The following is a 20,395-nucleotide window of genomic DNA, read 5'->3' on the forward strand; positions in this document are numbered from 1 at the left end:
GACGGATCATCCAGCACCAGCACCGGCACCCCGACAGCCGCCGGCACCACACCCACCGTCGACGACTCCGCCACCACCAGCACCGGACCCGCATCCCCCAACGTGAACCCGATCCGCTCCCCCGGATACTCCGGATCCACCGGCAAATACGCACCCCCCGCCTTCAACACACCCAAAATCGCCACGAACAACTCCGGCGACCGACCCAACACCAGAGCCACCACCGACTCCGGCCCCACACCCAACCCGATCAACCGCCGCGCCAACCGCGACGAACGCTCGTCCAACTCCCGATACGACACCTCGACACCGTCACACACCACCGCCACGGCATCCGGAGTCCGCCCCGCCTGCTCCGAGAACAACCCCGGCACCAGACCAACCGACTCCGCCACCCCCGTGGCATTCCACTCCACCAACAACCGCCGACGCTCCACCTCACCCAACACATCCACCGACCCCACCCGCGAAGCCGGGTCATGCTCCAGCGCGGTGATCAGGCCGTCGAGGCAGGCGTGCACCAGGGCGCAGACGTACTCGGGGTCGGCCGGGTCGACGGCCTCGACGACCACGGCGAAGCCGGTGCCGTCGTCGTCGACGGCCACGTCCAGCGGGAAGTTGGTGCGGTCCTCGTAGTAGAGCTTGGTGATGCCTTCGAGCCGCTCGCCGGTCTCGGTGGCCGGCCGGACGTGCCGGTAGTTGAGGAGCGAGGTGAACAGCGGCGTCCCGCCGGCCAGACCGCTGGCCGTCTGGGCCAGGGTCAGCGGCGCGTGCTCGTGGACCATCAGTTCGGCGAGCTGGCCGCGCAGGCCGTCGACCGCCTCGCGGACGCCCCGGTCGGCGAGGCGGACGCGCACCGGCAGGGTGTTGATGAACAGGCCGGGCACCCGGTCGGCGCCGGCGCCCGCGTTCATCCGGCCGAACAGGACGCTGCCGAAGACCACGTCGTCGCGGCCGGCCAGCGCGCCGAGGACCCGCGCCCACACCAGGTGGAAGACGGTCGCCGGGCTGACGCCCAGCGACCGCGCCGTCTCCCGGGTGCGGCGGGCGAGTTCGCCGTCGACGGGCAGCTTGGCCTGGGCGACCCGGCTGCCGTCGCCGTGGACGTCCAGCATCCCGTACGGGGCGGTGGGCTCGGTGACGTCGCCGAGCAGCTCGGCGAAGTACCGCTGGTGCTCCTCGCGCGGCACGCCGAGGCGGGCCCGGGCCACGAACTCGCGGAACGGCAGCGGCTCGGGCAGCTCCGCCGTCCGGTCCGTCAGGAAGGCCCGCGCCTCGGCGAGCAGGGTGTCCATCGTCGTGTGGTCGCGGACGATGTGGTGCATCGACAGCAGCGCCAGCCAGCGCCGGCCGTCCGCGTGCGGTGCGATGTGCACCCGCATCAGCGGCGCCCGGTCCATGTCCAGCCGGCCGCCCGCCGCGGTGAGCAGCTGCTCGACCGGCTCCGCGCCGGCCGGGTCCAGCGCGACTTCGGTGACCGGCAGGGCGGCGTGGCGGACGACCACCTGGACCGGCTCGCGCAGGCCCTCGGAGATGATCGCGGTGCGGTAGACGTCGTGCCGGTCGACCATCCACTGGAGCGCCCGCAGGAAGCCGTCCAACCGCTCGCGGGAGTCGAGTTCGACCACCGACGGCTTCAGGTAGACGTCGCCGCCGTCCTGGTCCGCCAGCAGGTGGTGGAAGTACATGCCCTCCTGCAACGGCGCCAGCGGGTACACGTCCGCGATGTTCGCCGCGCCGCCCGGCACGGCGGCGACCACGGTCGCGAGCTCGGCCCCGGTCAGCTCGACCAGCGGCAGCATCGCCGGGGTCAGCTCGGTGGCGCCGGCGGGGATCAGGTTCGGCGGCACCACGAGTTCCGCCGGGCCCGTCGCCACGGCCAGCGCGGCCGGGGTCGGCGCGTCGAACAGCGTGCGCACCGACACCGTGATGCCGCGCGCCCGCAGCCACTGCACCAGGGTGATGGCCAGCAGCGAGTGGCCGCCGAGCAGGAAGAAGCTGTCGTCGACGCCGACCGACGGCAGGCCGAGGACCTCGGCGAAGCCCTGGCAGACCAGCTCCTCCTGGACGGTGGCCGGCGCCCGGCCGCCACCGGCCTCGGCGCCGAAGTCCGGGGCGGGCAGCGCCCGGCGGTCCAGCTTGCCGTTCACCGTCAGCGGCAGCGCGTCCAGCACCACGAACACCGACGGCACCATGTGTGCGGGCAGCCGCTCCGCGGCGTCCGTGCGCACCGCGTCCACGTCGATGTCCGCGGCCGTGCCGCCCTTGGCCGGGGCCAGGTAGGCGACCAGCCGGCCGTCACCCGGGGCGGCCTGGTGGACCGTGACGGCGACCCGGGCGCCGCCCGCGCGGGCGGCCAGCACCGACTCGATCTCGCCCGGCTCCACCCGCTGCCCGCGGATCTTCACCTGGTCGTCGCCGCGCCCGAGGTACTCCACCTCGCCGTCCGCCGTCCAGCGCACCAGGTCGCCGGTGCGGTAGAGCCGCTCGCCGGCCGCCCCGAACGGGTCGGCGACGAACCGCTCCGCCGTCAGCGCGGCCCGGCCCACGTAGCCGCGGGCCAGCTGCGCGCCCGCCAGGTAGAGCTCTCCCGTCACGCCGGGCGCGACCGGGCGCAGCCGGCCGTCCAGGACGAACAGCCGGGTGTTGCTCACCGGCGCGCCGATGGTCACCCGGGCGCCGTCCTCGGCGGAGCAGCGCGTCGCGGTGACGTCGATCGCCGCCTCCGTCGGGCCGTACTGGTTGTACAGCGGCGCGTCGAGCACCGCCAGGAAGCGGTCCCGCAGCGCCGCCGACAGGCCCTCGCCGCCGGAGAAGACGATCCGCAGGCCGGTGCAGCCGGCCGCCCCCGGCTCGCGGAGGAACAGCTCCAGCATCGACGGCACGAAGTGCACGACGGTGATGCCGGTCTCCCGCACCAGCTCCGCCAGGTAGGCCGGGTCACGGTGGCCGCCGGGGCGGGCCACCACCAGGGAGGCGCCCTGCGTCAGCGGCCAGAAGATCTCCCAGACCGAGACGTCGAAGCCGAACGGCGTCTTCTGCACCAGCCGGTCGGCGGCGGTCAGGCCGTACGCGTCCTGCATGCCCAGCAGGCGGTTGACGATCGCGCGGTGCGCGGTCGCCACGCCCTTGGGCCGCCCCGTCGAGCCCGAGGTGAACAGCACGTAGGCGGGGTGGTCCGGCAGCAGCGGCGACACCCGGTCGGCGTCGGTCAGCGGCGAGCCGTCCAGGGCGGCCAGCTCCTCGACGAGCGCCGGGTGGTCCAGCGCCAGCACCGGCACCCCGGCGGCCTCCGGCACCCCGGCGGCGAGCAGCCCGGACGTGAGGACGGCGACGGGCGCGCTGTCGGCGAGCATGCCGGCCACCCGCTCCGCCGGGTGCTCCGGGTCGACCGCCACGTAGGCGCCGCCGGCGGTGGCCACGGCGAGCACGGCCACCACCAGGTCGACGGAGCGCTCCAGCATGACGGCGACGGCCGACTCCGGGCCGACGCCGCGGCCGGCCAGCAGCCGGGCGAGGCGGTTCACCCGCGTCCACAGCTCCGCGTAGGACAGCTCCTCGTAGGACGGCGCGGCGGAGGAGGGGGCGCCGGAGGACGGGTCGGCGCGCTCGACCAGCAGGGCCGTCGCGTCCGGCGTCCGCGCGGCCTGCGCGGCCAGCAGCTCCGGCAGCGTCGTGTCCGGCACCTCGACCGCGGTCCGGTTCCACTGCTCCAGCACCTGGTGCCGGGCCGCGTCGTCCAGCACGTCCACGGTCGTGAACCGGCTGTCCGGGGCCTCCGTCAGGGCGCGCAGCAGGTTGTCGAGCGCCGTGTGCAGCATGGCGGCGACCCGGTGCGGGCCGACCCGCCCGGGGGCGCGCACCGTGACGGCGAACCGGGAGCCGTCGTCGTCGACGGCCGCGCTCAGCGGGAAGCCCGCGCCCTCCCGGGTCTGGGTGACGGTGACGCCGTCGAGCAGGGCGTCGGGCCCCTGGACGGCGGGACCGGCGTGCCGGTAGTTGAACAGCGAGCTGAACAGCGCGCCGCCGCCGGCCGGCAGGCCGCTGGCCGTCTGGGCGACGGCGAGCGGGGCGTGCTCGTGCACCAGCAGGTCGGCCAGGTGGCCGCGCAGCCCGTCCAGCGCCTCCGCCACCGAGAACCCGTCCAGGCGGACGCGGACCGGCAGGGTGTTGATGAACAGGCCGGGCACCCGGTCCGCGCCGGCGCCGGCGCTCATCCGGCCGAACAGCACGGTGCCGAACACGACGTCGTCGCGGCCCGAGACGGCCCCGAGCACCCGGGCCCAGGCGAGGTGGAACAGCGTGGCCGGGCTGACGCCCAGCGACCGCGCCACCTCACGGGTCCGGCGGGCCGTCCCCTCGTCCACCGGCACCCGGCCGCGCTCCGTCCCGGCGTTGTCGCCGAGCAGATCGGTCAGGCCGAACGGGGCCGTGGTCTCGGTGACGTCGCCGAGCAACTCGGCGAAGTAGCGCTCGTGCTCCTCGCGCGGCACCCCGAGGCGGGCCCGGGCGACGAACTCGCGGTACGGCAGCGGCTCCGGCAGCTCGCCGGCGCGGCCGGACAGGTACGCCCGCACCTCGTCGAGCAGCACGTCGCGCGCGGTGTGGTCCTGGACGAGGTGGTGGATGCGCAGGACGGCCAGCCACCGGTCCGTGCCCGGCTCCGCCGCGGTGTGCATGCTCAGCAGCGGCGCCCGGTCCAGCTCCAGCCAGCCGCCGGCCGCGACCAGCAACTCCTCCGCCGGGTCCGCGCTCCCGGCGTCGAGGGCGACCTCGGTGACCGGCAGCGCGGCCTCGCGGAGGACCACCTGGACGGGCTCGCGCAGACCGTCCCAGACGACGGCGGTGCGGTAGACGTCGTGCCGTGCCAGCACCCAGCGCAGCGCCTCGGTGAAGGCGTCCAGCCGTCGGCGGGAGTCGAAGGCGAGCGAGACGGGCAGCAGGTAGGCGTCGCCACCGGCCTCCCGGTCGGCCATCAGGTGGTGGAAGAAGATGCCCTCCTGGAGGGGGGCGAGCGGGTACACGTCGGCGATGTTCGCCGCGCCGCCGGGGACGGCGGCGACGACGGTGGCGAGTTCGGCGTCGGTGAGGTCGACCAGCGGCAGCATCGCCGGGGTCAGCGCGGTGGCGCCCTCGGGGATCAGGTTGGCCGGGACGTCCGGCTGCGCCCCGCCGGCGGCGTGGGCCAGGCTCGCCGGGGTCGGGGTGGCGAACAGCGCGCGCACGGAGACGGTGACGCCGCGCGAGCGCAGGCGCTCGACCAGGGAGACGGCGAGCAGGGAGTGTCCGCCGAGGGCGAAGAAGTCGTCGTCCACGCCGACCAGCGGCAGGCCGAGGACCTCGGCGAAGACCTGGCAGATCAGCTCCTCGCGCACGTCCGCCGGAGCGCGGCCGGCGCCGGCCTCGTAGCTGGGCGCGGGCAGGGCCTTGCGGTCGAGCTTGCCGTTGACGGTCAGCGGGAGGGTCTCCAGGGACATGAACGCCGAGGGGACCATGTAGGCGGGCAGGCGGTCGGAGACGTGGGCGCGCACGGCGTCCACGTCCATGGCTTCGCCCGCGACGAGGTACGCCACGAGGCGCTTGTCGCCCGGGGTGTCCTCACGGACCACCACGGCCGCCTGGGCCACCTGCGGGTGCCCGGCGACGACCGCCTCCACCTCGCCCGGCTCCACGCGGAAACCACGGATCTTCACCTGCGCGTCCGCGCGACCGGCGAAAACGAGCTGCCCGTCGGCCGTCCAGCGGACGCGGTCGCCGGTGCGGTACAGGCGCTCGCCGGAACCGAACGGGTCGGCGACGAAACGTTCCGCCGTCAGGACCGACTGGCGGGCGTAGCCACGGGCCAGGCCCACGCCTGCCACGTACAACTCACCCGTCACACCGACCGGGCCAGGAGACAGCGTGTCGTCCAGGACATAGGCACGGGTGTTGTCCAGCGGACGGCCGATCGGCAGCACCTCACCGGCAACGTCATGGGCCTCGTACTGGGTGGCGCACAGCGTCACCTCGGTCGGGCCGTACAGATGCCGGACCACCAGGCCGGAGTTGTGCTCCAGCAGGCGCCGCACGGACGCCGCCGGAACGACGTCGCCGCCGGTCAGGACCTCGCGGACACCCTTGAAGCACCCCGGGTCCTGATCAGCCAGCACCCGCAGCAGACCCGCCGTCACATGGACGTGCGTCAGCCCGTGCCGGGAGACAAGACCAGCCAGAACCGAGGCGTCGACCGCCACCGGCTCAGCCACCACGACCGTCCCTCCGGACAGCAGCGGCACCCACAGCTCGTACGACGACGCGTCGAAGGCGTGCGGGGCGTGGAACAGCACCCGCATGTCCGCCGACGCACCCCAGCACCCGTCCAGCGCCAGCGCGACGAGGTCCCGATGCGTCGTGACGACACCCTTCGGGATGCCGGTCGAGCCGGAGGTGTACATCACGTACGCCGCCCGGTCCAGCAGCCCCACAACCGACGGAACCTTGCCGTGACCAGCCGGAACCGCATCCGCGAGCACCACCGGCAGGCCCGCCGGAACGTCCGACGCCAGATCCCGCGTCGTCACCACGCACACGGGGCGGGCGTCCGCGAGCACGGCCTCGACCCGCGCCGACGGCCACGCCACATCCACCGGCACGAACGCCCCGCCGGCCCGCAGCACCGCCAGCAGCATGACCACCAGCTCCGCCGAACGCTCCATCACCACGGCAACCGGCGACTCCACACCGACACCGCGCTCCACCAGCACCGACGCCAGACGGTCAGCCTTCTCGTCCAACTCACGGTACGAGAGCGACAGTTCACCACTGACCAGCGCCACAGCCTCCGGCGACTCCGCCACCCGCGCCGCGAACACCTCCGACACCGACAACTCCGACACCGCGGCAGCGGTGTCGTTCCACTCACCCACCACCAGCCGGCGCTCCGCCGCGTCCACCACCTCGACCGCCGACACCCGCAGCGCGGGGTCGGCGGCGAGCGCGTCCAGCACCCGCACCAGGCGGCCGGCCAGCCGCCGGAGCGTGTCGTGGTCGAACAGGTCCGCCGAGCCCATCAGCACGCCGCGCAGGCCGGCCGGCGCGCCGTCGGCGTCGAAGACCTCGCCGACCGTGACCTCCAGATCGAACTTGGCGCCGGAGCGGCCGAGCACCAGGGCCTCGCCGCGCAGGCCGGGCAGGTCGACGGACGAGCCGATGTCCAGCGGGGCCAGGAAGACCTGGAACAGCGGGTGACGGGCCAGCGAGCGGGCCGGGGCCAGCTCCTCCACCAGCCGCTCGAACGGCACGTCCTGGTGGCCGTACGCGCCCACGGTGGTGCCGCGCACCCGGTCCACGACCTCGGCGAAGGTCGGGTCGCCCGAGAGGTCGGTGCGCACGACGAGGGTGTTGACGAAGCAGCCGATCAGGTCGTTCAGCGCCTCGTCGGTGCGCCCGGCGATGGGCGAGCCGATCGGGATGTCGGTGCCCGCGCCCAGCCGGGAGAGGGTCACGGCAACGGCCGCCTGGAGCACCATGAACAGGGTGGCGCGGCGCTCCCGGGCCACGGCGGCGAGGGCGCGGTGGGTGTCGGCCGACAGGCTCACGCCGACCGCGTGGCCGCGGTGGGAGACCTCCGCGGGGCGCGGGCGGTCGGCGGGCAGGGCGAGTTCCTCGGGGACGCCCGCCAGGGCGTCGCGCCAGTACCCGACCTGGCGCGAGCCCAGCGCGGCGGGGTCCTGCGGGTCGCCCAGGAGGTCGCGCTGCCAGTACGCGTAGTCGGCGTACTGGATCGGCAGCGGCTCCCACTGCGGGGCCCGCCCCGCGCACCTGGCCGCGTAGGCGGCGGACAGGTCGCGGGCGAGCGGGCCGCCCGACCAGCCGTCGGTGGCGATGTGGTGCAGCACCAGGACGAGGACGTGCTCGTCCTCGGTCAGCTCGAACAGCCAGGCCCTGACGGGCACTTCGGTGGCGAGGTCGAACGGGTGCCGGGCGGCTCGGGCGACGGCACCGGTGAGTTCCGCCGCGGTGATCTCGGCGCCGGGCGGCGCGTCGGCCACCTCGACGGCCGGCAGGTCGAGCACCGCCCGGTCCCAGGCGAGGTCGTTCAGCGCGGGCAGGCCGGGGTGCGCCCGCCCCGTGTCTTCCGCCCCGAGCACCCGCACCACGGCGAGCTCCCACGGCAGGTCGGCGGGATCCAGGATCCGCTGGCCGGGCTCACCGTCCACCTCGGGGAAGACGGTCCGCAGCGCCTCGTGGCGGCCGATCAGGTCGCACAGGGCGGCGCCCAGTGCCTGCTGGTCGAGCCGTCCGGTGAGGCGAACGACGGTGGCGCTGTTGTAGGTGGAGCTCGCTCCCTCCACGCGCCACTGGAGCCACATCCGCCGCTGGGCGAAAGACATGGGGATCATCGTTTTATTCCTCCCTCGGACGCGGCCGCAGGGCCGGCCGGGCGTTCTGTGCGTGGTGGGCGTTGTCGGCGAGCCAGGCCGCGAGGCCGGCGGGGGTGGGGTCGGCGAACAGCTCCTGGATCGGCAGCTCCTCGTCCAGCAGGACGCGGACGCGGCTGACCAGGCGGGTCGCCAGCAGGGAGTGGCCTCCCAGGGTGAAGAAGTCGTCCTCGACGCCGACCGCCGGGAGTCCGAGGACCTCGGCGAAGGCGGCGCACAGGACGCGCTCGCGCTCGTTGGCCGGCTCCCGGCGGACCTGGGCGGCGCCGGCGTGCTCGGGGGCGGGCAGGGCCGCGCGGTCGAGCTTGCCGTTGGCGGTCAGCGGCAGGGCGCCGAGGACGACGACGGCGGAGGGGACCATGTGCTCGGGCAGCCGGCCGGCGGCGAACTTGCGGACCAGGTCGGCGAATCCGGCGTCCTCGGCGTCCTCCTCGTCGACCGGGACGACGTAGCCGACCAGCCTCGGTTCGCCGGTGCCCTCGGTCCGGGCGACGACGACCGCCTGCTCGACGCGGCCGTAGCCGGCCAGCACGGAGGCCACCTCGCCGGGTTCGACCCGGTAGCCGCGGATCTTCACCTGGTCGTCGGCACGGCCGGAGAAGACCAGGCGCCCGTCCGTGGTCCACCGCACCCGGTCGCCGGTGCGGTACAGGCGCCCGCCGGAGCCGAACGGGTCGGCGACGAAACGTTCCGCCGTCAGCCCGGGACGGCCCACGTAGCCGCGGGCCAGCTGCGCGCCCCCGATGTACAGCTCGCCGGCGACGCCGACGGGGGCGGGGCGCAGCGCGTCGTCCAGGACGTACACCCGGGTGCCGGGCACCGGGGTGCCGATCGGCAGGGTGCCGTCGGCGAGCGCGGCCTCGTCGAGCCGGGCGGTGACCACGCCGACGGTGGTCTCGGTGGGGCCGTAGTGGTTGTGCACGGTCCGCTCGCCGGCCTGTGCGAGAAGCCGGCGGGCCCAGTCGAGGGGGGCGGACTCGCCGCCGAGGACCAGGGAACGGGCGGGCAGGACGTCCGCGCCGTTCTCGCCGCCGAGCGCGGCGAGGTGGGAGGGCACCGCCTTCAGGTGGTCGATGCGGTGCTCGGCCAGGTAGCGGGCGACCACGGCCGGGTCGACGGCGGCCCGGGCGTCGAGGATGTGCAGTTCGCCGCCGGTGGTCAGGCTGCCGAAGACCGTGGTGTTGCCGAGGTCGGTGGCCTGGGCCTGGAGCAGCGCGTACCGGGTGCCGGGTTCGCCGAAGCCGACCCGGGCGGGGACGGCCGCGAGGTAGGCGGCCAGGCCGCCGTGGGTGACGGCGACGCCCTTGGGGCGGCCGGTGGAGCCGGAGGTGTAGATGACGTAGGCGGTCTGGCCCGGCAGGGGCTCGCGGGCCGGGGCGGGGGCCTGGGCGGCGAGTTTGGCCTCGGTGGCCGGGTCGTCGAGGGCGAGGGTCAGGACACGGCGCAGCGGAAGTTCGTCCAGGTCGTCCTCAAGGCCGACGACGACGGCGGCGCGGCTGTCGGCGACCATGTGGGCGACCCGCTCGGCGGGGTAGCCGGGGTCGATCGGCAGGTAGGCGGCGCCGGCCTTCCAGACGCCGAGGATCGCGGCGGTCATCCGGAGCCCGCGCGGCAGGTGGAGGGCGACGACGCTCTCCGGGCCGACGCCGAGCCGGTTGAGGTGGCCGGCGAGCCGGTCGGACCAGTCGTCGAGCGCGCGGTAGCTGTGCCGCTCGCCGCCGTCGACCAGGGCGGTCGCCTCCGGGGTGGCGGCGGCCTGCCGGCGGAACAGCTCCGGGGCGGTGGCGGGGGTGGTCGCCGGGACGGCGCCGGCACCGCTCCACTCCCGGAGGAGCAGCGCGCGCTGGGTGTCGTCGAGGACCTCGATCGCGGCGAGCGGGGTGCGCGGCGCGTCGGTGAGCGCCTCGACCAGGTTGGCGAGGCCGGTGGTGAGCAGCGCGTGGACGCGGTCGGGGTCGGCGGGGGCGAGCGCGCTGACGTTGATGACGAATCCGGTGCCGGAGTCGCTGACCGAGACGTTCAGCGGGTAGTTGGTGTACTCGCGGCTGACCAGGACGCCGATGCCGTCGAGGTCGATGCCGGACTCGTGGACGGTCTGCCCGTGCCGGTAGTTGAAGATCGAGGTGAACAGCGGGCGCCCGCCGGGCACGCCGCTGGCCGCCTGGGCGACGGCGAGCGGCGCGTGCTCGTGTTCGAGCAGGTCGGCGAGCTGCCGGCGCAGCGCCGTGAGGGCGTCGCCGACGGTGGTGCCGTCGAGGCGGACCCGGACCGGCAGGGTGTTGAGGAAGGGGCCGGGGACGCGGTCGGCGCCGGCGCCGGCGTTCATCCGCCCGAGCAGCACGGTGCCGAAGACGACGTCGTCGCGGCCGGAGAGCGCGGCCAGGGCGCGGGCCCAGGCGAGGTGGAAGACCGCCGCCGGGCTGACGCCCAGGGTGCGGGCCAGTTCGCGGACCCGGGCGGCCAGCCGGTCGTCGACCTCCGCCTGGGCGCGGCCGAGGTCGGTGCCGACGCGGCGCACGTCCAGCTGGCCGAACGGGGCGGTGGTCTCGGTGACGTCGCCGAGCAGTCCGGCGAAGTGGCGCTGGTGCTCCTCGCGGGAGACGCCGAGGCGGGCCTGGGCGACGAAGTCGCGGAAGGGCAGCGGTTCGGGCAGTTCGTCGACCCGGTCGGCGAGGAAGGCGCGGACCTCGCCGAGCAGCACGTCCATGGAGGTGCGGTCGCGCACCAGGTGGTGGATGCGCAGCAGGGCGAGGTGGCCGTCGCCGTCCGGCTTCGGGGCGGTGTGGACGCCCATCAGCGGGGCGCGGCCGAGGGGCATCCAGCGGCCGGCGGCGGTGAGCAGCTGCTCGGCCGGTTCGGCGCCGGCCGGGTCCAGGGTGAGGTCCTGGACGGGCAGGGCGGCTTCGCGCAGGACGACCTGGACGGGCTCGCGCAGGCCTTCCCAGGCGATCGCGGTGCGGTAGATGTCGTGGCGGTCGACGACGCGCTGGAGTCCGGCGAGGAAGCCGTCCAGCCGGGCCCGGGTGTCGAATTCGAGCACCGCCCAGCTCATGTACGGGTCGGCCTCGCCCTCGGTGCGGGCCAGGTGGTGGAAGAAGATGCCTTCCTGGAGCGGGGCGAGCGGGTAGACGTCGGCGATGTTCGCCGCGCCGCCGGGGACGGCGGCGGCGATGGTGGCGATCTCGGTGTCGGTGAGTTCGACCAGCGGCAGCATGGCGGGGGTGATCGCGGTGGCGCCGGCGGGGACGAGGTTGGCCGGGACGGCGATCGGCTCCGGCGCGGAGGCCGCGGCGAGGGCGGCCGGGGTCGGGGCCTGGAACAGGGCGGGGACGGAGACCGGCACCTGCTGCTCGCGCAGCCGGGCGACCAGGGTGACGGCGAGCAGGGAGTGGCCGCCGAGGGCGAAGAAGTCGTCGTCGACGCCGACCTCGGGCAGGCCGAGGACGTCGGCGAAGGCGCGGCAGATCAGTTCCTCGCGGGCGTCCGCCGGGGCGCGGCCGCCGCCGGCGGCGGGGCCGGGGGCGGGCAGGGCGTGCCGGTCGAGCTTGCCGTTGGCGGTCAGCGGCAGCGCGTCGAGCAGGACGAAGGCCGCGGGGACGAGGTGTCCGGGCATTCGTTCGGCGGTGAACCGGCGGACGGTGTCGGCGAGTTCGGTGCCGGCGGGTCCGGCGTTGCCGCCGGCGGGGACCAGGTAGGCGGTGAGCCGCGGGTCGCCGGGGGTGTCCTCGCGGACGACGACGGCCGCCTGCGCGACCTCCGGGTGTTCGGCGAGGACGGCGCGGACCTCGCCGGGCTCGACGCGGAAGCCGCGGATCTTGACCTGGTCGTCGGTGCGGCCGGCGAAGACCAGCTGTCCGTCGGCGGTCCAGCGGGCCAGGTCGCCGGTGCGGTAGAGGCGCTCGCCGGAGTCGAACGGGTTGGCGACGAAACGTTCCGCCGTCAGCCCGGGACGGCCCACGTAGCCGCGGGCCAGCTGCGCGCCGGCGAGGTAGAGCTCACCGGCCGTGCCGACCGGCACCGGGCGCAGCGCGTCGTCCAGGACGTACGTCCGCACGTTGCCGACGGGGGTGCCGAGCGGGACGGTGCCGGCGGCGGCGGTGCGGGCGTCCAGCCGCCCGGTGACCACGCCGATGGTGGCCTCGGTGGGCCCGTAGTGGTTGTACACGGCGCGCTCGCCGGCGGCGGCCAGCAGCTGTCCGGCCCAGGCGGGCGTGGCGGCCTCGCCGCCGAGCACCAGGGACTTGGCGGGGACGAGGCCGGCCGGGCCGGCGGCCGAGCCGAGGGCGGCCAGGTGCGAGGGGACGGCCTTGAGGTGGTCGATCCGGTGCTCGGCGAGGTAGGCGGTGAGCCGGCCGGGGTCGGTGGCGGCGTCGGCGTCCAGGACGTGGACGGTGCCGCCCGTGGTCAGGGCGGCGAAGAGCACCGTGTTGCCGAGGTCGGTGGTCTGCGCCTGGAGCAGGGCGTAGCGGTCGCCGGGCGCGCCGAGGCCGACCCGGCCGGGGACGGTGGCCGTGTAGTTGGCCAGGCCCCCGTGGGTGACGGCGACGCCCTTGGGGCGGCCGGTGGAGCCGGAGGTGTGGATCACGTAGGCCAGTCCGCCCGGCGGCACCGCCGCCGGGGCCGGGCGCCCGGCGGCGTCGACCTCGGCCGCGACCGCCGGGTCGTCCAGGCACACCACGCGCTCGGCGCTCAGGCCCGCGACCAGCTCGCGGTGGCCCAGCAGCAGCCGGGCTCCGCTGTCGGCCAGCACGAACTCCAGCCGCTCCAGCGGGTGTTCCGCATCGAGCGGGGCGTAGCCGGCGCCGGCCTTCCAGACGCCCAGCAGGGCCGTGACCATCTCGATGCCGCGCGGCAGGCAGAGCGCCACCACCGATTCGGCGCCGACGCCGGCGCCGCGCAGCCAGGCCGCAAGGCGGTCCGACCTGGCGTCCAGTTCGGCGTAGCTCAGCTCGGCGCCGCCGCACACCAGGGCCGGCGCGTCGGGCGTCCGCGCCGCCTGCGCCGCGAACAGCTCCGGCACCGACGCCTGCGGCACGGCCACCGCCGTGTCGTTCCAGTCGCGCACCACGCGGGCGCGCTCGGCGGCGTCCAGCACGTCGAGGCCCGCGACGGCGTCGGTGGGCCGGGCCGCGGCCAGCGCGCGCAGGACGCGGTGGTAGCGGTCGGCGATGCCCGGGCCGGAGGCGGGGTCGTGGCGCTCGGCGTTGAGCTGGACCAGGGTCTGCAGGCCGTCGCCGTCGGCGGTGCCGATCAGGTCGATCTTGAGTTCCTCGGCGGGGCCGCTGGACAGGCCGGTCCGGACGGCCTCGCAGTCGCCGAAGCGCAGCGGGCGGTCCACCGTCATGACGTTGACGCTCAGGCCCCAGAGCGAGCCGTGGCCGACCAGCCGGCGCTCGGCCAGGAGGTCGCGCAGCTGGTGGCGCTGGTGGCGCAGGCCCGCGCGCAGCGCCTGGGCGGTGGCGGCCAGCAGGTCGGCGACGGTGGTGCGGTGGCCGATCGTGAAGCGGACCGGCAGCACGTTGGAGGTCATGCCGGGGACGCCGAGTTCGGCCATGGTGGTGCGGCCGGTGACCGGGACGCCGACGGCGAAGTCCCGCAGTCCGGTGACCCGGTGGTGGTAGACGGCGGCGGCGGCGATCGCCAGGGTGGCGAAGCCGGTCCGCAGGCCGCGGGCGGCCGCGCGCAGTGCGGCGGCGTCCTCGGGGGCCACGTCCCGGGCGTACAGCACCGGGTGGCCGGACAGCCGCCGGCCGTGCGCCTCGCCGGTCGGCGGGAGGCCGGCCAGTGCCTCGGCCCAGAACCGCCGGTCGGCCTCCGGCTCGTCCGAGGAGCGGTAGGCGCGGTCGGCGTCCAGCAGCACCTTCAGCGGGGCCGGTGCGGCGCCCTCGGGCTCCGTGCCGCCCAGCGCCGCGGTGTAGAGCGCGGCGACCCGGGCGGCGAAGGCGGTCAGGCTGCTGCCGTCCAGGACGGCGTGGTGGATCCGCTGGTACCACAGGCACCGGTCCTCGCCGAGGACCAGCACCGCGTGGGCGGCGAGCGGGCCGCCGGTCAGCGCGACCGGGCGGGAGAGGTCCGCCGCCATCCAGGCCCGGGCGGCCGTGAAGGGGTCGTCCTCGCCCCGCAGGTCGACGACGTCCACCCGGTGCTCGTCCGCGGCGCCGACGTACTGCCGCGGCGACTGCCCCTCCAGGCGGAAGCGCAGCCGGTAGGCCTCCGCCTCCTCCAGGGCCCGGCGGGTCGCCGCCACCAGCAGGTCCACCCGCACGTCGCCACGGAGGTCGAGGTACTCGGCGATGTTGTACGCCGGGTCCTCGGGTGCCAGTTGCTGGGCGTACCAGATGCCGAGCTGACCGGACATCAGCTCGTGCGATTCCGCCTGAGGCGCAGCCATTCCCGTCATCCCCTATTCGGCAGCGAGGCCCACGAGGTGGGCGGTGAGCGCGGACAGCGTGTCGATGTCCCAGAGCAGCGTGGGCTCGATGGGCAGACCCAGGTCGTCGGTGATCTCGCCGCAGAGGGCGAAGACGTACACCGAGTCGAGGCCGTACCCGGCGAGGGAGCCCTCGGGGTCGATCTCGCCGGCCGGGATCTGCAGGAAGTGCGAGACCCGCTCGGCCAGCCAGGCCCCGATCTCCTCGGGCGTGCGCACGGACTGCGTCAGTTCCGCATCGGTCATCGGTGGTTCCCTTCTCGGCCCGCGATCGGGCGGGCGGTCAGATCGAGGAGACGGTTCTCCCGGCAGCGCCGGACGGCCAGGTCGAAGAGCCGCTGCTCGACGTCCTCGCGTTCGGCCGGCGTGAGGACGGACTCGCCGCCGAGGCGGCCGGTGAGCCGGTCCAGGACGCCCAGCAGGGCCTCCCGCGGGTACTGCTCGCCGCCCTGGGCCCACACAGCGAGCGCCGCCGCGGCGGCGAGCAGCACGGTGTAGCGGTCGGCCAGGGCGAAGGCCTGCGGCGGGGCGTCGATGGTGATCCCGGCCGGCCCGAGGGCGGCGCAGCGCTCGCGCAGGTCGCGCAGCTCGGCCTCCAGGCGGGCGGCGAAGCGGCCCACCGGGCCCGGCTGCGGCTGCGCGGCGGCCTCGGTGATCACGCCGATCAGGCCGTCGCCGCGCGGCAGTCCGGCCGCGAGCCGGTCGAAGGGCAGGTCGGGCAGCGGCCCGCCGAGGTCGAAGACCTCCTTGGCGGCGGCGCCGTCGACCAGCCAGGAGCGGCGGGCCAGCCGGGGCATCTGGGGCAGGATCATCACCAGGCAGGCGGCCCGCGAGACGTGGGCGAACGCGGCGGGGGCGATGTCCCTGGCCATCTTCTGGAAGATCGCGTACGGGCCCTCGCGCAGGTAGCCGGCGGCGCCGAGCACCGAGCGCAGGTCCTCGAACCCGTCCAGCACCAGCCGGGAGGTCAGGTACTTGGCGGCGGGCGCGTAGACGGCCATCGCCCCGGGGTCCAGGTGCAGGGTGCGCAGGCCGACCGCGGCGAAGGCGTCGACGGCGAGCAGGTCGGCGTAGGCGCGCGCGACGGTGGCGCGCACGTACGGGATGTCGGCGGCGGCGCCCCCGTACAGGCGGCGCTCCAGGGCGAACTCCACCGCCGTGCGCAGCGCGGTGTCGAACGGGCCGACGCTCATGGCCGGCAGCACCGCCCTGGTGACCTGGTAGGAGCGCAGCGCGATCTCGATGCCCTGGCCGACGCCGCCGATCAGGGCGTGGCCCGGCGCCGGGCAGTCGGTGAAGCGGATGCCGCCGAGCTGGACGCCGCGCATGCCGGAGCTGGGGAAGCGCGGCAGGTCGAGGACCCGGTTCGCGGGCAGCTCGTCGCGGGTGACCAGGAACTGGCTGTGGCTGCGGCTGCCGGCCCGGTCGCCGGTGCGGGCGAACAGCACCATCGCCTCGGCCCGGCGCAGGTTGGTGACGATCTCCTTGCGGCCGGAGAGCAGCCAGCCGCCGTCGGCCGCCCGCGCGCTGAAGCCGGCCCGGGCGAAGTCGTTGCCGTGGGCGAGCTCGTGGAACGCGGCGGCGATCCTCCGGTTGGCGAGCAGCAGGTCGGCGGTGCGGCGCTGCTGCTCCCGGTCGCCGCCGGTCCAGATGTTGACGGAGGCGATGAAGGAGGCGAAGCCGTAGCCGAGGCCGAGGGCCGGGTCGCGCCGCCAGACGGTGCGCAGCACGTCGGCGAGGGTGTCGGCGCGGCGCAGCCGGCCGCCGAGCGCGGCGGGCACGAACTCGGCGTTGAGGCCGAAGCCGTCGAGCAGGCGCTCGCCCTCGGTGTGCATCTCCTGGCGCTCGTCGGCGGCCAGGGCGTGGGCGTGGCCGAGGGGGTTCGCGGCGTCGCGCGGGTCGCCGAACAGGGCGTCGAGGCGCTCGGCGCTGCGGTGTCCGTCCTGCTGCTGGTCGATGAGCTCGCTCCGCTCGCTCATGCGGGTGCTCCTTCACTGCGGACGGCGGACAGGGGCAGCGGCGCGCCGAACGGGGTGACGGGCGCGCCGGTCTCGGCGGCCTCGGCGATGTGCCGCGACAGGGCGGCGTCGATCCGGTCGTCGCCGGGGGCGTCGGCGGGCGCGGGGGTGCGCAGCACGGCGGCGAGCCGGGCGCGCAGTGCGCGCAGCGCGGCCCGGGCCCAGAGGCCGTCCTGCCAGAGCGGTTCGCCGCGGTGGGCGGGCTCGCCGCGCGTCCACAGGTGCAGGACGGCGGCGCCTGCGTAGCAGAGCTCGTAGGCGGCGGCCAGCTCGTAGGCGGCCATCGGCGGGCGGGCCGCCGGGCGGACCTCGGCCAGCAGGGTGCCGAGCCGGCGGGCCGCCGCGGCCAGGGCGGCGGCGTGTTCGGCCAGTCCGTCGGGGGCGCCGTGCGCGGCGAGCTCCTCGGCGAGCGCGGGCAGCGACTGGACGACGGAGCAGCCGGACCGCGAGAGCAGGGACTGCGCGCTGCGGTCCAGCGGGCGCGGCGGGGTGCCGGAGGCGGCGGCCTCGGCCAGGCCGTCCGCGTCGGCGTCGCCGGCGGCCAGGGCCCGGGAGAGCCGGGGGAACTGCTGGGCGAGCGCGCTGCGGTTGACCGGGGTGCTGCCGTCGAAGACGGCGACCACCTGGTGGTCGCGCCACAGCTTCTGGAAGGCGCCGTGCTCGTAGGTGCCGGTGAGGTAGGAGCGCACGCCGAGCAGTTCGGACAGTTCGCCGAGCAGGGAGTCGACCAGGGTGGGCGCCAGCGACTTGACCACGGCGGAGGTGACGCTGAGCTCGCCGGTGAGGCTGTGCACCGACCGGGCGCCGACCAGGGTGGTGGCCTCGGCGGCGGCCAGCAGGGCCGCGCAGCGGGCGAGGATCGAGCCGGGGTGGGCGCGGTCGAGCAGCGGCCGGTGCTGGATGATCCGCTCCGCCGTGAACCGGGCGACCAGCCGCAGGCCGTGCTCGCCGGCGCCCAGCGAGAGGGCGCCGCAGGTGATGCGGGTGAGCTGGAGGGCGCGCAGCACGGTCTCGATGCCGCTGCCGGCCGGGCCGAGCAGCGCGTCGGCCGGCAGCGGGGCGCCGTCGAACTCGATGCCGGAGATGTCGATGCCGCGGATGCCGTGGGTGGGGGCCTTGGCCGGGTTGCGCCAGGTGCCGGCGGGCAGCGCGGCCTTGTCGACGACGAACAGGCTGTGGCCGCGGGCGGTCCCGGGCGCGCCGGTGCGGGCGAGCAGGGTGAGCCGTCCGCCCCGGGTGGCGTTGTTGACCGGCCACTTGAGGCCGTCCAGCCGGTAGCCGTCCGCGGTGGCGGTGGCGGTGAGGCCGCCGTTGAGCAGGTCGGCGCCGTGGTCGGGCTCGGAGAGCGCCCAGGCGATCGGGGTGCCGGCCAGGATCGCGGCGGCGGTGTCCCGCTTCTGCTCGGGGGTTCCGGCGTCCCAGACGGGGGCGGCGCCGAGGTAGGTCTTGCCGTGGGCGACCGCGATGCTGACGTCGCGCCGGGCGACGCCGCGCCAGAGGCCGATCAGCTGCTCGTGGTCGTGCAGGGCGCCGCCCCACTCGGCCGGCACGTAGTGGGCGGGCAGGCCGAAGGCGTCGAGCCGGGCGCAGGCCTCGGCGGGGAAGCGCTCGGCGGCGTCGAGGGCGGCGCTGTCGCGGGCGAGGTCCTCCAGGTCGCCGAGGGCCGCCTCCAGGGCGTCCCCGGGACGCGTCGGCGCGCTCATGCCGCACCGCCGCGCGCGATCAGGGCCAGCTGCGGGTCCAGCTCGGCGTGCAGGACGGTGAGCTCGCCGGCCAGGAAGCGCTCGCGCATCGCGGTGCGCTGGATCTTGCCGCTGGTGGTGCGGCTGACGGTGCCGCGGCGCACCAGCAGGACGTTGCGGCAGGGCACGTCCGCCTCGGTGGAGAGCCGGCGCTGGACGGCGCCGGCGACGGCGGGCAGGTCGTCGGCCCGGAGGGTGGGGCTGACCTCGTGGACCACGACGACCCGCTCGTCCGGGGCGGCGATGCCGAAGGCGGCCCCGACGAAGCCGGTCAGCGCCTGGTGCGCGGCGCGCGCCTCGCGTTCGACGTCCTGCGGGAAGAGGTTGCGGCCGCGGACGATCATCACCTCCTTGAGCCGGCCGGTGACGACCACCTCGCCGTCGACGAGGGCGCCGAGGTCGCCGGTGCGCAGCCAGGCGGTACCGGGCTCGTCGGGCAGCCGGGCGCCGAAGACCTGGTCGTTGAGGTCGGGCCGCTCCCAGTAGCCGCTGCCGACGCTCGGGCCGCTGACCCAGATCTCGCCGATCGCGCCGTCCGCGACGGCCAGGCCGTCGGCGGGGTCGACGATCCGCACCCGGATGCCGTGCGGGGCGCCGAGGGCGACCAGCGGGCGGCCCTGCTCCTCGGGGACCTGCCGGACCTCGGGGTGGCCGGCGTCCTCCAGCCGGGCCCGGTCCACGGAGAACACCTTGGACGGGGTGCCGAGCCGGGTGCCGGAGACGTAGAGGGTGACCTCGGCCATCCCGTAGCACGGCGACAGCGCGTCGGGGCGCAGGCCGGCGGGGGTGAACCGCTCGGTGAAGGCCTCCAGGGTGGCGGCGTGCACCGGCTCGGAGCCGTTGCAGATGCGGCGCACGTGCGAGAGGTCGAGGGCCGCGAGGTCCCGGTCGTTGACCAGCCGGGTGCACAGGTCGAGGGCGAAGTCGGGCACGGCGGTGACGGTGCTGCGCGACCACTGCATCATCCGCAGGTACTCCACCGGGCGGCGCACGAAGTCGCTCGGGGACATCAGGGTGACGGGCGCGCCGGCCATCAGCGGCGTGGTGAGCATCCCGAACAGGCCCATGTCGTGGTGGAGCGGCAGCCAGCTGCCGCAGCCGCCGGGCCCGTCGCCGAGGCCGAAGTACTCGCCGATGCTGCGGATGTTGGTGAGGATGTTGCGGTGCGAGAGCATCACGCCCTTGGGGCGGCCGGTCGAGCCGGAGCTGTACTGCAGCACGCCGAGGGTGTCCGGCGGCAGGTCGGGGGCGGTGGGCACGGCGGCCTCGCCGTCGCCGGCCTCCCCGGCCGCCTCGACCAGGGCGCCGTCCAGGCCGAGCGCGGCGAGCCGCTCGGCGAGCGCCTCGCGGTGGTCGGCGGTGGTGACGACCAGGGCCGGGGTGCAGTCGGCGGCGATGGCGACGGCCCGTTCGGTGGCGGTGGCCGAGCCGCCGAGCGGCGGGGTGGGCACCGCGATCAGGCCGGAGAACAGGCAGGCGAGGTAGAGCTCCACGAACTGGGTGCAGGTCGGGAGCGCGATCAGCACCCGCTCGCCCGGCGCGAAGCGGGCGGTCAGCCGTGCGGCGCGCAGTGCGGCGCGGCGGGCCAGTTCGGCGAAGCTCAGGCTCTCCTGCTCCTCGGCGTCGGAACCGCGGAACATCGTCAGCGCGGTCGCCTCCGGTTGCCGGGCGACCTGGGCGGCGAACGCGTCGCGCAGGTTCCGGTGGTCGGTGAGATCGGGCATCTCGGCACCCCTCCACGAAACGGGCCGGGCCCCGGCGGTCGCCAGGTCATCCGGCCGGATT

The 20,395-nt window shown here is 75.7% G+C and carries 6 protein-coding genes; all 6 read right to left on the minus strand.

Annotation, left to right across the window (positions count from 1 at the left end; genetic code table 11):
* A partial coding sequence (locus ACFU74_RS16260) for an amino acid adenylation domain-containing protein (RefSeq protein WP_380756963.1) occupies nt 1–8,381 on the minus strand: 8,381 nt, incomplete at its 3' end.
* 4 nt (nt 8,382–8,385) lie between these two features.
* Entirely contained in the window at nt 8,386–14,811 is a 6,426-nt protein-coding gene (locus ACFU74_RS16265; RefSeq protein WP_380756965.1) for an amino acid adenylation domain-containing protein, read from the minus strand.
* 12 nt (nt 14,812–14,823) lie between these two features.
* Nucleotides 14,824–15,096, minus strand: coding sequence for an acyl carrier protein (locus ACFU74_RS16270; RefSeq protein WP_380756967.1), 273 nt, complete (start codon nt 15,094–15,096; stop codon nt 14,824–14,826).
* Nucleotides 15,093–16,829 (minus strand): acyl-CoA dehydrogenase, encoded by a 1,737-nt coding sequence (locus ACFU74_RS16275; RefSeq protein ID WP_380756969.1) that lies wholly within the window; start codon nt 16,827–16,829, stop codon nt 15,093–15,095. The genes ACFU74_RS16270 and ACFU74_RS16275 overlap by 4 nt, the downstream gene beginning before the upstream one ends.
* The gene (locus ACFU74_RS16280; protein ID WP_380756972.1) at nt 16,826–18,571 is read right to left on the minus strand and encodes an acyl-CoA dehydrogenase family protein; all 1,746 of its coding nucleotides are present in this window, start codon (nt 18,569–18,571) and stop codon (nt 16,826–16,828) included. The genes ACFU74_RS16275 and ACFU74_RS16280 overlap by 4 nt, the downstream gene beginning before the upstream one ends.
* Nucleotides 18,568–20,334 (minus strand): fatty acyl-AMP ligase, encoded by a 1,767-nt coding sequence (locus tag ACFU74_RS16285; protein WP_380756974.1) that lies wholly within the window; start codon nt 20,332–20,334, stop codon nt 18,568–18,570. The genes ACFU74_RS16280 and ACFU74_RS16285 overlap by 4 nt, the downstream gene beginning before the upstream one ends.
* Nucleotides 20,335–20,395 lie beyond the last annotated feature (61 nt).

The organism is Kitasatospora sp. NPDC057500 (genome assembly GCF_042802195.1).
Lineage (GTDB): Bacteria > Actinomycetota > Actinomycetes > Streptomycetales > Streptomycetaceae > Kitasatospora.